Raw genomic sequence first — 14011 nt, 5'->3', positions numbered from 1 at the left:
CCAGGCTGTTGATTAGTTAGAAATAAAACACTATCTCCCGTAACCAGAAAGCACTTACTGGGGTAGATCTCTTATATAGATGGGGTTGGGGTGTTTGGTCACACTCGCATACCACAGTTGACATCGCCGGGACGGTACAGTTGGGTGGTAGCCCGGTGATCGTGCATTAAGGCTTTACCTGCACTGCTTCGCCCCTCCCCCTCTCATTGTATCCCTTATCTATTCGAGAGGGTATCGAGAAGCATCATTGTGCGATCGTAGAGCTGTTGTCGATTTGGAGCGAGTAGTTTTACGATTGGTTCTTTGCCAAGATCACCACGATCGATGATAGCGGTGGGGGTTCCCTCGACTGATTCGAACGCACGCCGTGCTCCCCATCCCATTGTGGAGTTCTCCTCATCAGGTGCTGGCTCTTTGTCCCGGCTGTACTCTCCGATAGTCCACGGGAATGAAGCGAGCGCACGTTCGATATCGTCCGCAAACCGGCAGTTCACGGCAAAGCGAACGCTTGGATCGTGCTCACGCAGCGAGAGGAGAAAGCGGGCCATATGACTCGACGCACCGAAGCGGACACCACGATTCGGATGGATTCCGTCGATCGTTTTTGTGATACGTCCCTCGACGGCTGCGATCTCGTCTGCTGTTTCCGCATAGGAAGTCGCACCAACAACGTTCATCCCAACTTCGGGAACAAGTGGGCGGACGTTTTGTTCTACGAATGCACCGACAAGAGACTCGATTGACTCTTGGACCGGCTGCCGAGCCGCCTGCTCACGCAGCGCAGCGAGATGGTGGACTGCGCCCGGACCGTCCCCGACGTCGTGATGGTACCGAATCGTTCGTTGCATGAACGTCGTGGCGTACTCGACAGCCGCGAACAGATCATCTTCGTGTGTGGGTTCGTTTTCGTCAGTATTGCTGGCGAGTCGAGCGATGATCGCACTCGATAGCGTACAGCCAGAGCCGTGGGTTGCATCGGTCTCGATGCGTGAATGACGGTACGTTTCGACCGACTGATCAGTGAGGAGAATATCCAGCACCTCATCGGTCGGAAGATGTCCGCCTGTTATGAGTGCACCATCAACACCGATATCGAGCAAGCGTTCGCCCGCATCGCGTGCTTCGCTTTCGTTCGTCGGTTCGATACCGGTGAGCACCGCTGCTTCGTCGGTGTTGGGAGTAACGAGCGTCGCTTCCGAGATGAGGTCCTCGTATGCGTCCGCCGCTTCCTCGTCCAGTAAGCGATCACCGGAGGTGGCGACCATCACTGGATCGACGACAAGCGGACAGCCAAGCGCTTGTGCGTACTCACTGACCACTTCGATGACATCAGCTGTGGCGAGCATTCCTGTCTTGACGCCCGCGACGTCGAAATCGGCGAGCACTGCGTCTAGCTGTGCCTCGATTTCTTCTGTGGGAACGACGAAAGAGGAGTCGACGCCGAGGGTGTTCTGTGCGGTGAGTGCCGTGATGACGGACGTTCCGAACGCACCGCATGCTTCCATCGTCTTCAGATCGGCCTGAATACCTGCGCCGCCACCCGAATCGCTCCCCGCGATCGTTAGCGTAACCGGCTTCGTGACCGGTGCCGGAGATCTCATGTATTCTGTTCTAGTTTCGCAGCGTATTCTTCCATCGCTCCCCAGAACGGATCGACACCAGGGTGTTCGATCGGTTCGTCGTCGATGATGACACCCTCTCCCTCGATCACTTGTCCTACATCTGCGGCTGGAATACCTTCCGCATCGAGCGCGTCGACCACGTCATCGCATCTGTCCGGTTGCACCGCTGCAATGAGCGTCCCTTCGCTGATCGACGCCCACGGATCAATATCGAAGAAGTCACACGTTTCCTGTACTCCCGGCTGGACTGGGATCGCGCTCTGGTCGATGTCGAGACCGACGCCGGCAGCACGTGCAATCTCATAGAGTCCACCGTAGACGCCACATTCAGTTGCATCGTGCATCGCAGTCACCGGTCCAGCTGCGGCTGCTGTCAGCGCAGCCCGGACAGGACTCATATCGTAGAATCGTTCGTTCGCCTGTTCGATGACCTCTTCGGAGAGTTCCTCGCGCATGAGAGACGCGAACTGAATCGAGAGCAGCCCTGTCGCCTCGACAGCGGGACCGTTCGTGATCACGATGCGATCGCCAACTTGCGCGCCATCAGGCCGAACGAGATCAGCATGTTCGCCCACTGCAATCGCCGTTGCACCGCCAACCATTGGATAGTTACACCCTTCGTACCGAGCGGTGTGTCCGGTGACGACATTAACACCGAGATCACTCGCTTCCTCGTCTATCGTCGACCAGACCGTCTCGAACTCCGCATCCGTGATCTGCGGAGGAAGATTGAGGTCGATACTCAGATGCGTCGGAGTCAGTCCAGACACCGCCACATCGCTCATGAGGATGTGAAAGGCGAACCACGCTGCTCGCTCGAACCCAAGCGACGGCATGATAAACACCGGGTCAGTGGCCACGACAACCGCCGTTCCGTCAGCGTCAATCGTTCCGAAATCGACGCCGTGTTGCGGCGCAAGCACCACGTCATCCCGGTCAGCACCGAGATGCGGATAAATATATTCATCGAAGAATGTACGGTCAATCTTCCCGAGATCGGGATCGGGATCGGGATCGGGATCGGAATCCGGGTTGGACATACACGGTGGTATGACCGAGTGATTCTTATGTTGGGTGGTTCACAGCTACCGCGATAGCACGAGTCACAGCGATGACTCAGAGCACGCCATTCGGCTATTTGAGTTTCACAGCCGTGCCGTACGCGAGGAGCTCCGCTGCACCGTTTGCTACCCCGCTCGTTTCAAAACGCACGTTTACCACCGCGTCGGCACCGAGTTCTTCGGCCGCATCCTCCATGCGTTTGAGCGCCTCCTCACGAGAATCAGACAACAGTGTCGTGTAGGCTTTGAGTTCACCGCCTACAATATTTCGCAACCCTTGCGTGATATCACGACCGACATTCCGGGCACGGATCGTGTTGCCGCGGACCATTCCCAGCACCTCCACTGTTTCCCGGGCTTCAACCGTCTCCGTCGTCGTCAGGATCATAGATTCAATTACACCAACGATACGATGATCAGTCCGTTATTAAACATATTCGAATATATTTGTGGTTTGTCCGTGCCGATATGGACAAATGCCAGTTCGGAGACGGCAGAACAGACGACATACAACCGGGGTCAGCCTGATTCGCGTGAGTACCGAGCAGACTGCCTCGATATTCCTGCACTGTCTGGTTGCACGCTGGCTCTCCCTGCTACCGAATCGCTCGTAGAAACTATGAAAACAGAGACTCACCGACCAGCATCCACAGAGTCCAGAGGACAGTTCTTATGCTATCAACACGTTTCGCTCACGCCATCACTCGCTGGGCCAGTGTTTTGAGTGGACCGAGATCAACGCCGTATCGTTCTTCGAAGCTCAACACGAGCATGATCTCCTCGCGTTCGATGGCGAATCGGATGATGGCAAATGAGTATACGAGGACGAATACGCTAATAGTCGCGACAAACACGAACACAGTCATCTCGAACAACGACGTTGCGAGTCCGTAGAGCATCGCAATGATGACCGAACCGATGAGACCCGCCCGAGCGAGCGTGGATGTGAACGGATGGATACCGGTTTCGAGATACAGTTGGAGCGTGTAGAGGACGTTCAACAGAACGTACGAAGCGGCTGTTGCGAATGCGGCTCCGAAAAACGAGTACCGCGGGATCAACACGAGATTGAGCACGAAATTGACGATGGCCACGAGGGTATCATCGTACATGATAATCCTCGTGCGACCAATCGATGTGAGTGCATCTAGGTTTGGACCGGCGACTGCGTGCGTGAAGAATGCGACAGAGAGTACGACGAGCGCAAGGTCACCCCCGACGTATTCGGAGCCGAACGTCAGCTGAATTGTTTGTGTCGGAAAAAGCGCCACAACAGCGAATACCGGGAACGTCGCGATGAAGATCCACTTTGTAGCAATCTGATATATCCGACGCATGTTCTCGCTGTCGCCGTGCTCGTGCAACTCCGAGACGACGGGCATGAAGATGAATCCAAACGAACTCATCCCCACGATGAGCAACTGTGCAAGCGGATACACCGTGTTGTAGACACCCACATCCCCCGTAGAGGCGAAGTAGCCGAGCATGAACGTATCGATGTCTGAAAAGACGAACGTCATCGTCGTCGAAATAACGAGCGGAACAGAGAAAGAGAGCAGTTCTCGGTGCATCGGGACTGCGTCGATCTCACGCGAGAACAGTGGTGTTCTGCGGAACAGAATGTAGAGACCAACTGCAGCAGCACCAGCGTAGGCAGCGGCGTACGCCCACGCGATCCCGAGTGAGCCGAACCCGAGCGACAGCGCGACGAGCACCGCACCGAATCGTGTTAATGGCAGTACTAAATTCCTGATATACACTTTCGGGAGCGCACGCTGGAGTCCTTGTGCGCCACCGACAGCGAGTTTCACCACCGCCGCGAGTGGCACAATGAGTCCGAAGACGCGAAGAACGGGCGTAACTGAGGGATCACCGAAGCCGTCTGTAGCAATCGTCGGTGCAAACACGTACACACCGAGTCCGGCGAGGACGGCGAGCGGAAGTGCAATCTGAAAGGCCGAAACGAGGACGCCACGACGATACTCGGGCTCGTCGTCTCGTGGAAGATAACGGCCGATTCCCGTGTTCAATCCGAGTAACACGAGAGTCGAGACGATCAGCATCGTGGTGACACCGAGCGACACCACACCGTAGTTGACGGGACCGAGAACACGAGCGATGGCGAGCTTTGCGAGAAACGAAACACCAAGTTCGACGATCAATCCGAGAAATATGACACTCCCGCCCGTGAATACAGTCTTGAGTGCATCGTCCGAATCGGAAGCCACGCCTCACGATATGCGTCGGCTTGTGGTAGTCGTTGTGGATCGTGTTTCGATGAGATACTGCACGTCGTGTGAGTATAAGAAAGCCAACAGTTCCCGACGATACTGGTGTTCTCTGGAAGCCAGAAATGTGGCCGGGAGAACTACACCACCGACCACGTACAAAACCACATATGATAGATATGGTGCGAATGAGTCTAAAGATCTATTATACATCCCTCGAGGGACGTATCGTGATATCACTTATACGATCGTGCTTCGAACCAGCGACCATGACCGCGATCAACCAATACGACAACGGATGCACGACATCCGATGCGATCGTTGCTCGTGCACACCGTTCCGTATCCGACATCATATGATAGTATGCCTCGAATAGCACTGCTCCACGCACAGAGAGATTTTGCTGAGGCGCTCGCTGCCGCTGTCGAGCGGATCGATTCAGCATACGAGGTCGATGTCCTCTCGCAACCAGAGTCAGTCCACTCGCGTGTGCATCGAGTGCTCACCGAACGCTATGACCTGCTACAAGTGGATGAAATGGTTCGAAACGGACTGCTTGCTGTCCTCGAAAAACGACAACGAGGGACACCGCTCGTGAACTGTATCCGGGGATGGGCAGATTATACGAACGCCCACGGTCAACACGGGTGGCTGACACACCGTTCAATCAGATGTCGTGGGAAGCTCGTGTTTCAACACGCTGATCGTGCACTTTTTGTTAGCTCCGTCTGCCGAGAGACAATGCGCCGTCACTACTCCTTTGGAGCAAATCGTATCGTGAGGCGGCCGTTTGACACCACCCGATTTTCGAACGCACAGCCGACATGCGACGGGGATATGAAAATCCTGACGGTAACAAACCTCAGATATCAACAGAAGGCACAGGGAATTATGACGATTCTCGACGGGCTCCAACCACTCTTCGATCGTGACGAACGGCTCCAGTATACGATTGCTGGCGACGGTCGTGCGTTCGACGAGGTAGCAGCGTATCTCGAGTCGTATCCGCACCGCGACCGTGTCGATCTTCTCGGGTATCGAGACGATGTTCCACATCTCTTGGCGACATCCGATCTGTTCGTCTACGTCAGCTACCTCGACTCGCTCTCGATGGCTGTTCTGGAGGCGCAAGCAGCCGGCTTACCCGTCGTCTGTGGAGCCACTGCGGGCGTTCCTGAAGCGGTTGGAACCGCTGGGCGCATCTGTCCACCAACGCCAACAGGCATCGAGCACGCGGTCGACGAGGTACTATCAGATCCTGACCAATTTTCCGAGCTCGCAGCAGCGAGCCACGAAAAGATGAATCACTACAACGAACACGCCGCCCAACAGTACCTCGACGTTTGGACCGATCTTCTCGATTAAGTTTGAGGTGAATACCAGTGCGCTCATTGTTCCCGTTCTACCGAACAGTCATTCCGATTCGCCGTGCGCATCTACTGCCTGTGCAATGGCGTTTGCGTAGTCTGCGGCGATTTCTTCGAAGTCGAATTGCTGTACGAACGTTTGAAGTGACTCGGGTTCAGTCGATTGCGCTGCCGTTCGGACAGCGTGTGCAATAGCTGAGGGCGTCGGTTCGCAGAACGTCACTCGATCCTCAAACCGTGGTTCGGCTCGTCCGGCGAGTTGCACCACGGGCAGCCCGGCCGCGCCGTATTCGAGCACTTTCAGCGTGTGTGGATCATCGACCAGACAGACGCCGACAGTAGCAGCGTGGAGATATCCCGGTACCTCTTCGTGCGGAACTGTCCCGAGATATGAGACGTTCGAGTGCTTCTGAGCAGCCCGTTGTACTTCGGGTTCGAGCGATCCAGTCCCGAGCACCACGAGCGTCCAGTCATCGAGCTGTCGAATGGCAGCCAGAAGATCAGAGATATGATATATCGGTTCGAGACCACCTACATAGATGAGAATATTCTCAGAGTCGAACGCAGACAGTTTTGAGCGTGCGGTTGCGACGATTTCGTCGGGAGGATCGGCGAATCGTTCGTACGCCACACCAAGATCTGTCTTCGAAGCGGCAGATGCGAATCGTTCTACTCGCTCTTTCTCCTCGGAATACACGTAGAGAACGTGATCGGCAACGGTGAACGCGAACTGTTCGAGCCAGCGGACAGGACCGAACAGCCACCACGGATGCGTTGCCTCGAACTGACGGATCGGATCGACGTGATCAACGATGAGAGGACCATCAACGAGTGTTAGGGTTGTACCGGCGATGGCTCCGGCTCTGGTCGTGCCGATCACCAGATCGTACTGGCCGCGCTCTCGGAGGGCGGCGAACAGCGTGCGTAGTGTCGTTCCCCGAAGCGTTACGTCGTAGCCCTGCTGTCGGAGTTGCTCTGCGATTCGTCGCCGTCCGACACTGATGTGCTCGGGTTTATCCGGGGTGAGCCACAGCACATGCAATCGATCCGCGCTCATCGCCTCAGTCGTCGAGAGCAACGAAGGATAATCCACCGATCGGCACCAACAATCCACGTGTCGACATCGAAGATCGAATCAAGTGTATCGAATTCAATCTAGCTAACCCACAGTTCATATCTTTTGATCTCGAAGTTGTATGAAAATGCTATCAAAAAGCATTGAATAGGAATTAATACTATGGTGCCAGACGGCATAGTGATGACTTATGGCTACTCCAGGGGTACTTCGGCTGCTAGCTGAACTGGCAGACGGAACAATCGAGGAGTTCACGCCGTTGATCGACGAAGATGGCCGGGTTAGTTACCCAGACGCCCAGCAGCATCTCGATGCGCGTGATGGGGATCCCTTTGAGGTACTGGAAACGCTAGCCAGCAGGGGGATTCTGTACAGAGAGTTCCGAGATAAAGTGTACGTCTGTCCAGACTGTGGCGCGGACGGGATGCGGTTTATGACGATCTGTCCGGGGTGTGGCTCTCCGAACACGATTGAGCAAGAGCTACTCGAACATATCGAGTGCGGGGGAGTCGCGCCACGAGATGCGTTTCAGGCCAACGATGGCGAGTATATGTGTCCTGAGTGTGATCTCTCATTGCATCCTGAGCACATTGAGACACTAAGCCAGCACGTCTGTCAAACCTGCGGCGAACGAGCCGCTGATCCCGTGAATTCACTCCGATGTCGAGAGTGCGTGTCGATCTACGAACCCGAAGAGACGATCGAATGGGTTCTCTACAGCTACGGGTTCGAACGAGACGGGGAGAGCTGGCTCGAAACACAGCTGTCGGCTCGTCGGTCGATGGCAGGGATGCTCAGAGAGAGAGACTTCAATGTCGAAGTGGATACGACGATCACCAACGAAGCAGGAAACGAAGAGATCCCCGTCCACATCCGTGGGGAAGACGAGCTGCTTGGAGATCGCGTCATTGTGGCTGTCCACGAACGACCCATTAGCGATGATGTCGAGCGACTTCAAAATTCCGTAGAGGTGGCAGGCGCGCGTGGTGTGCTGATCACGACATCTGGAGCGGTTTCCGAACAGGCCGAAGAGCTTGCACGGAGACACGAAATCGGAGTACTGAGTCTCCAGCAGGACGGATCCCTCAAACGAGAATACGAAACAGCGACCGACGTTCCCCAATCATCAGTGTTCGAGCGACTCACATCGAGCGTTCGACAACAGTTCAGTCAGTGACTCGTGGAATGACTGCTTCATTATTCTCTCATAAAATATGGTGATAACCCTCTCTGACGACGACATCGCGTCGGTTCTCGAAATCGATGCTCTCCTCGAACGGATTGCGGATGCGTTCCGAAAGCAAGGATCGGGGGCCGTCGAACGACCCGAACGCCCCCATTTTCCTGTCGGTATCGGACTCGATTCCTCGACCGAACCGCTTGGAACGGGTCTCGTGATGCCTGCGTACATCCACGGATCGGAATACTACGCCACGAAGCTCGCAAGCGTACACGAGGGAAACGCCGAACGCGGACGACCGACGGTGAACGCCCAGATTGCGCTGACCGACGCCACGACCGGTCGTCCAGCTGCGTTCATGGCCGGGACGCGGATCACTAATGCTCGGACTGGCTGCATCGGTGGGCTCGCAGCACGGGAACTTTCGACCGGACCGGTGACGCTCGGACTGATCGGAGCGGGAACGCAGGCGCGGTGGCAGGCGCGGGCCATCGCGGCAGCGACCGATGTACAGGCGATTCGTGTCTATTCACCGAGCGACTCGCGGTTCGACTGTGCAAGCGATCTCGACGCGATTGCTCCCACCGTCGAAGCGGTCGATACGCCAGCCACGGCGGTGACTGAATCGACAGTCGTCGTCACCGCAACGACGAGTACACAGCCCGTGTTTTCCGGAGAGACACTTTCGTCCGGGACGCTTGTCATCGCCATCGGAGCGTACACCAGCGAGATGCGTGAGATAGACACGGCAACCGTTGAGCGATCGACACAGGTGTTCGCGGACGTCCCAGAAGAAGTAGCGACAATCGGCGACATCCGCGGCTTAGACCTCACACCAACGCCGGATCTCGTTCCGTTCGCGTCCGTACTCAGCGGAGATGCCGGACGCGAGAACACAGACGACATCCTCCTCGTCGAGAGCGTCGGATCGGCGGTACTTGACGCTGCGGCTGCGACGTATCTGTACGAAGCAGCGATCGAGAACGATGTCGGAACGACGGTTTTACTCAGCGCGTGAGTTCGGTACTGCTCACCGACTTGCAAGAATAGCTGTTACGCCGCCACCGACGATCGTCGGGAGCAGGTACACAGCACCTCGGTGAATGAGCACGGCAGCCGCGATGACAGGGTGGCTGATCGACACAACCAACGCACTGATAACGGCAGCAAGCACGAGTTCGATCATCGCAAGTCCCCCGGGAAGTGGGGTTACACCGGCGACTGCACCGATTGGAATAGCGATGAGTACAACAACCGGTGAAACGACGTGACCGAGCGCGTACAGCGATAGCCACAGACAAGCTCCTTGTGCGATCCAACCGAGCGAGGATAAACCGAGGGCGAGCGCCAACTCACGGGGAGTGGTTGCGATACGCTCGATGGCGCTGAAAAATCCCTCAATGCGCTTTTCGATACTCCCCTCCGCAAGCGGTTCTCGCTGTAAGATCGTGCCCCGGATCGTCCGTATGACCGGCGTTATCAGAGAGACAGTGAATCGCTCGAGTCGGTACCGATTCTGCCAACCAAGGTAGCCACTCACAGGAACGACCACCGCAAGTGCCACGATGGTGAAGGCAGCGTACTGAAGATTCCCATCAAACGTTATACTCGACGCGAGATAGCCCAATCCAAAGGTTGCGAGGATGATCGATGGGACGAAATTGAGCGCATCGACACTAGCAATCGCTGCGAGACCAGTTTCGTACTCACGGTCGGTCGCATGCGAGATGAGAAGGCCGCTGATCGGTTCTCCACCCGCCTGTCCGAACGGTGTAACGTTATTCGCAAATAGGACACCCGAAAAGATGGCTGTCGCTTTCACCGGTGTGATCGTCGAACCGAGGACACCGAGGACAGTTCGAAGCGCCATACCCCACGCGACGAGCCAACACATCGCTCCAACAACAACGAGTACGAGAATCTTGGTGTCGGCCATCGAAAGCACGCTAAGGGTCTCATCGATACCAACATACCAGTAAAAACCCCCGAGAACGGCCAGCGAACCGACGAACCCGATAAATATCGCTCGGGCGTTCCCTTTGAGCATATGATATACAAACTGGGAGCATTGCTATGAACGTCTCGATATACGTGGCGGATTGATCTCGTCTTTCGTATGGGTTTGTTCCATTTGATTCCGTGTTTAGTGCACAGTATTCAGGTTGGTTAGAATCATCGGTCGACCGAAACAACGAATTTATTGATAGCTATCCATATGGCAGCGTATGGGACTGAGACCATCGGGGACTGTTCGAGCGTCGGAATCCACCGACCGACGGCGGCGGATTCTCGTACTCGGTGCCATCGTTCTTCTCTGTGCTGCTTTTCTCGCCGTGCAGGCCGTGACTGCTGATCCTCAGGCGAGAACGAATTCGACCTTCACTCCCTCCCAAGACGCGCCACGAAACGATACGTCCACTGATAGTATTCTCGCTTCGGGAAACACGTTGCTTGCTGTCCAAACGTATGGATGGTTCGGTAATAACAATGGGAAGGCGCTGATCACCACCCCGAATGGAACGACTGTTTGGACTTACGCCCCGTCGAACTCAAGCGTGTTCGACGCTGAAGTTACCGACAATCAGACTGTGCTCGTGTCGGTTGCGACAGCAGTAGACACAGAAAATTGTCCAGTGAGATATCAGGAAGGTGATGGCTGTGTTCAGAACCGTGTCGTCGAACTCAATCCGGAAACGAACGCAGTCGTCTGGCAGTATGCATGGTACGACGCCTTTCAGACCCACCACGAAGTCCACGATGCCGATCGGCTTCCGAACGGCGAAACAGCAATCATTGACATGGGGAATAACCGTGCATTCACCGTCAACTCTGGGGGCGAAATAACGTGGTCATGGAGCGCAAACAAGAAACTCGGACCGAAAAGCACCTTTCGGGAACAGTACGGTGGCCCAGAGCGAACGGGAGCCGAGTCCGATTGGACGCACATGAACGACATCGATCTACTTCAAAACGGAAACTACCAGCTGTCGATACGGAATTTTGATATGGTGATCGAGGTCGATCCCCGGACAAACGAGATCGTCGATACGGTCGGCCGTCCCGGCGACACGAAGATTTTAAACCACCAACACAACCCCCAGCGTCTCGGCAGTGATACGCTTCTCGTTGCCGACAGTGAGAATAATCGCATCGTGGAAATTGATACCAGTACCGACACAGTCACTTGGATATACGATGCGAGCGACACCGATCGTCGGCTCCAGTGGCCGCGCGATGCAGACCGACTCCCGAACGGAAACACACTCATTACCGACTCTCGGAACTTTCGGCTACTAGAGATCAACCCGGCGGGTGAAGTTGTCTGGAGGTATTCGCTGCGAGAAAAACGGGGAATCATCTACGAAGCCGATCGTTTGGGACTACCAGAGGAACCAACCAACGGTTCGGCACATAACAGCGAGATGACCAACATTGCCGGTTCACAGCCCATCGTTGATCAGCTCCATCGACTCGAATCGTGGGCCGGATTCGTCTTTCCAATGTGGGTCCGTCTCCCTGAACTGTTCATTATGCTACTTGGACTCGTTTCCGGATCTGGTCTCGTCTATCAGCTCGTTGTCGGTTGGCTGCGTGACGATCCACTCCTCTACTGGTAGTCGTATGACTACGGTATACATACTCAATTGGTGAAACGCTAGCTTTAGTTATCTGGGACTTTATGAGAGCCCGTCTCGATATGAGACCGTGGCTCACGGAGCCACTGACAATCAGCTGGATCATCGTCGATCGTCGATCGGGCGTCTCATCTGCAGTTCTGGCAACGATCCACCTGTCTACTGTCGACCCGAGACGATCGACCTTATGTCCCAAGTCTGACGCTTCCCGTTCTCCACGCTTTCTCGATGGCAGTAGAACAGTCCCGATCGGCATGGAATGTAGCTCAGATCGGTCGCCATCCAGCACAGTGACCTGTCCGAGACGGCTACTCTCGGTAGCCAAAGTATTGGAGGCGTTCTTTTGCTTCCTCGCTCATTCCGTCGAGGGCCGCGTCGTCTTGCTGTGGAACAGCGTCCGTCCATTCCCGTGCAATGCGAGACTCGAATTCAGAGAGGGTCGTCTCAACTTCCTCGATAATGGAGTCGTCCGCTTCTGCATAGTTGAACTGCTCGTCAGGGTCGTTATCGAGCCGATACGCTTCATCAGGGATGCGTTCGTTTCGGATGTACTTTCCATCGAGGCGGCGTGCAGCACGCATTCGAGAGTAGAACCGCGAATCTGTATCGAGCGTGATACCAGCAGCTTGAGCCTTCCCTTCAAGCTGATTCAATTCGATGACTGGTTGGAAATACTCGATGAACGCAACCTCACCATCCCCAATGAGCGTCGTATCGTCGTCGCTCGGTGTCCGGTAGTCAGACGAGAGGATCGATCGGTAGTGGTTGATCGGTAAGGCATTGTCCCCGAGGGCTGCCGAATCATCGGGAGTCGCGCCAGCGTGATCGAGCACAGTGTGATACAGATCGACGAGTTCGACTTGCGTCTCGTCCCGTCCGGGGTCAAGTTTGGGATGTTTGATGAGCAACGGAACGTTGACAATGGGGTCGTAGATCCCGAATTCGTGTCCATAGAGATCGTGCTCGCCGTGAAGCTCGCCGTGGTCGGCACAGACGACAATCAGTGTCTCCTCCCACTCGTCGTTGGCTTGCAGCCACTTGAACAGCCGATCGAGTTCGGTGTCGATGTGACGGAGTTCGGCGTCGTAAAGATCGTTGATATCATCCCACTCGTCGTTATCGATCTCACGCGCACCGCAGTTGTACTCCTTTGAGTTCTGGCAGACGAGATTTGAGTCGATATCGGAACCGAACATCTCACGGTACTCTTCAGGTGGATGGTACGGGAGATGGGCATCCATCAGGTTGAGGAAAGTGAAATACGGTTCATCGGTCCCATCGATGAACTCGATGGTCCGGTCGATGACTGCTGGCGTTTTCGAGTCTGCCTGCTGGTTGCTCGCGAAATACTCGTGGACCGTGTTTCCCGCATTGACAAGCCAGTTTGCTGCCGTACGAAGTGTCTCCCGGTCGTTCATCTCCTTCCAGACCCGCGCTAACGGTCCTGAGAGTACATCACTCGGGAGCGCCTCGAAGAAATTATCCTGATCGTCAAACCCTCGTGTGAGTTTGGTATAGGGCGTGATCCACGTGTTCGATGTATAGCACGCACTCGCGTAGTCTAGTTCTGAAAGCGTCTCCGCGAGCGTGGTACTCTCTTCGAGATACGGCCTCTCCTGACTGGCACCATGCTGACTCGGGTACAAGCCAGTGAACAACGACGCATGAACAGGGAGCGTCCACGGCGCTGGAGCGACAGCTTGCTCGAAGACTCGAGCCTCCTCGGCAAATTCTTCGAGCTTCGGTGTGGTCGGTCGATCGTATCCATAGACAGAAAGTCGATCCTTCCGAACCGTGTCCATGACGATGAATACGATATTTTGATCCGACATATCGCTCATAC

Annotated in this window: 11 protein-coding genes; 4 read left to right on the top strand and 7 right to left on the bottom strand. The window is 55.4% G+C overall.

The features are described from left to right. Positions 1-215: 215 nt before the first annotated feature. From thiD to MW898_RS25940, 4 genes are all read right to left on the bottom strand, one after another. A complete protein-coding gene (gene thiD, locus MW898_RS02385; RefSeq protein ID WP_248904228.1) occupies positions 216-1601 on the bottom strand; it encodes a bifunctional hydroxymethylpyrimidine kinase/phosphomethylpyrimidine kinase in 1386 nt (461 codons plus the stop codon). Then, positions 1598-2662 carry an AIR synthase family protein gene (locus tag MW898_RS02380; RefSeq protein WP_248904226.1) on the bottom strand — a complete coding sequence of 355 codons (1065 nt, stop codon included), beginning with the start codon at positions 2660-2662 and terminating at the stop codon, positions 1598-1600. The genes thiD and MW898_RS02380 overlap by 4 nt, the downstream gene beginning before the upstream one ends. Before the next feature lie 94 nt (positions 2663-2756). Further along, complete coding sequence (locus MW898_RS02375; protein WP_248904224.1) at positions 2757-3071, bottom strand: YbjQ family protein; 315 nt, start codon at positions 3069-3071, stop codon at positions 2757-2759. A 304-nt stretch (positions 3072-3375) separates the two neighbouring features. Further along, entirely contained in the window at positions 3376-4911 is a 1536-nt protein-coding gene (locus MW898_RS25940; protein ID WP_248904222.1) for a flippase, read from the bottom strand. A gap of 363 nt (positions 4912-5274) precedes the next feature. On the opposite strand from MW898_RS25940, the gene MW898_RS02365 reads away from it, so the two are divergent. After that, positions 5275-6276, top strand: a complete 1002-nt coding sequence (locus tag MW898_RS02365) for a glycosyltransferase family 4 protein (protein ID WP_248904220.1) — start codon at positions 5275-5277, stop codon at positions 6274-6276. A gap of 48 nt (positions 6277-6324) precedes the next feature. Here the strand turns inward: MW898_RS02365 and MW898_RS02360 are convergent, their stop codons facing one another. Beyond that, complete coding sequence (locus tag MW898_RS02360) at positions 6325-7335, bottom strand: rhamnosyltransferase WsaF family glycosyltransferase (RefSeq protein WP_248904218.1); 1011 nt, start codon at positions 7333-7335, stop codon at positions 6325-6327. 208 nt (positions 7336-7543) lie between these two features. On the opposite strand from MW898_RS02360, the gene MW898_RS02355 reads away from it, so the two are divergent. Together MW898_RS02355 and MW898_RS02350 are read left to right on the top strand one after the other, a co-directional pair. Then, positions 7544-8530, top strand: coding sequence for a TackOD1 domain-containing metal-binding protein (locus MW898_RS02355; protein ID WP_248904216.1), 987 nt, complete (start codon positions 7544-7546; stop codon positions 8528-8530). Positions 8531-8567: 37 nt separating this feature from the next. Continuing rightward, the gene (locus MW898_RS02350; protein WP_248904214.1) at positions 8568-9551 is read left to right on the top strand and encodes an ornithine cyclodeaminase family protein; all 984 of its coding nucleotides are present in this window, start codon (positions 8568-8570) and stop codon (positions 9549-9551) included. Between the two features lie 12 nt (positions 9552-9563). Here the strand turns inward: MW898_RS02350 and MW898_RS02345 are convergent, their stop codons facing one another. Continuing rightward, positions 9564-10580 carry a lysylphosphatidylglycerol synthase transmembrane domain-containing protein gene (locus MW898_RS02345; RefSeq protein ID WP_248904211.1) on the bottom strand — a complete coding sequence of 339 codons (1017 nt, stop codon included), beginning with the start codon at positions 10578-10580 and terminating at the stop codon, positions 9564-9566. Positions 10581-10758: 178 nt separating this feature from the next. On the opposite strand from MW898_RS02345, the gene MW898_RS02340 reads away from it, so the two are divergent. After that, complete coding sequence (locus MW898_RS02340; RefSeq protein WP_248904209.1) at positions 10759-12150, top strand: arylsulfotransferase family protein; 1392 nt, start codon at positions 10759-10761, stop codon at positions 12148-12150. A 326-nt stretch (positions 12151-12476) separates the two neighbouring features. On the opposite strand, the gene MW898_RS02335 is transcribed toward MW898_RS02340, so the two are convergent. Beyond that, positions 12477-14009 (bottom strand): sulfatase, encoded by a 1533-nt coding sequence (locus MW898_RS02335; RefSeq protein ID WP_248904207.1) that lies wholly within the window; start codon positions 14007-14009, stop codon positions 12477-12479. Positions 14010-14011 lie beyond the last annotated feature (2 nt).

Origin of the sequence: Halocatena marina (genome assembly GCF_023276375.1) — an archaeon.
Taxonomy (GTDB): Archaea; Halobacteriota; Halobacteria; order Halobacteriales; family Haloarculaceae; genus Halocatena; species Halocatena marina.
This window is presented reverse-complemented; position numbering and strand designations above follow the sequence as displayed.

Coding starts and splice junctions, on each gene's coding strand:
- thiD (WP_248904228.1), bottom strand. CDS start 1,601: ATGAGATCTCCGGCACCGGTCACGAAGCCGGTTACGCTAACGATCGCG.
- MW898_RS02380 (WP_248904226.1), bottom strand. CDS start 2,662: ATGTCCAACCCGGATTCCGATCCCGATCCCGATCCCGATCCCGATCTC.
- MW898_RS02375 (WP_248904224.1), bottom strand. CDS start 3,071: ATGATCCTGACGACGACGGAGACGGTTGAAGCCCGGGAAACAGTGGAG.
- MW898_RS02365 (WP_248904220.1), top strand. CDS start 5,275: ATGCCTCGAATAGCACTGCTCCACGCACAGAGAGATTTTGCTGAGGCG.
- MW898_RS02360 (WP_248904218.1), bottom strand. CDS start 7,335: ATGAGCGCGGATCGATTGCATGTGCTGTGGCTCACCCCGGATAAACCC.
- MW898_RS02355 (WP_248904216.1), top strand. CDS start 7,544: ATGGCTACTCCAGGGGTACTTCGGCTGCTAGCTGAACTGGCAGACGGA.
- MW898_RS02350 (WP_248904214.1), top strand. CDS start 8,568: ATGGTGATAACCCTCTCTGACGACGACATCGCGTCGGTTCTCGAAATC.
- MW898_RS02345 (WP_248904211.1), bottom strand. CDS start 10,580: ATGCTCAAAGGGAACGCCCGAGCGATATTTATCGGGTTCGTCGGTTCG.
- MW898_RS02340 (WP_248904209.1), top strand. CDS start 10,759: ATGGGACTGAGACCATCGGGGACTGTTCGAGCGTCGGAATCCACCGAC.
- MW898_RS02335 (WP_248904207.1), bottom strand. CDS start 14,009: ATGAGCGATATGTCGGATCAAAATATCGTATTCATCGTCATGGACACG.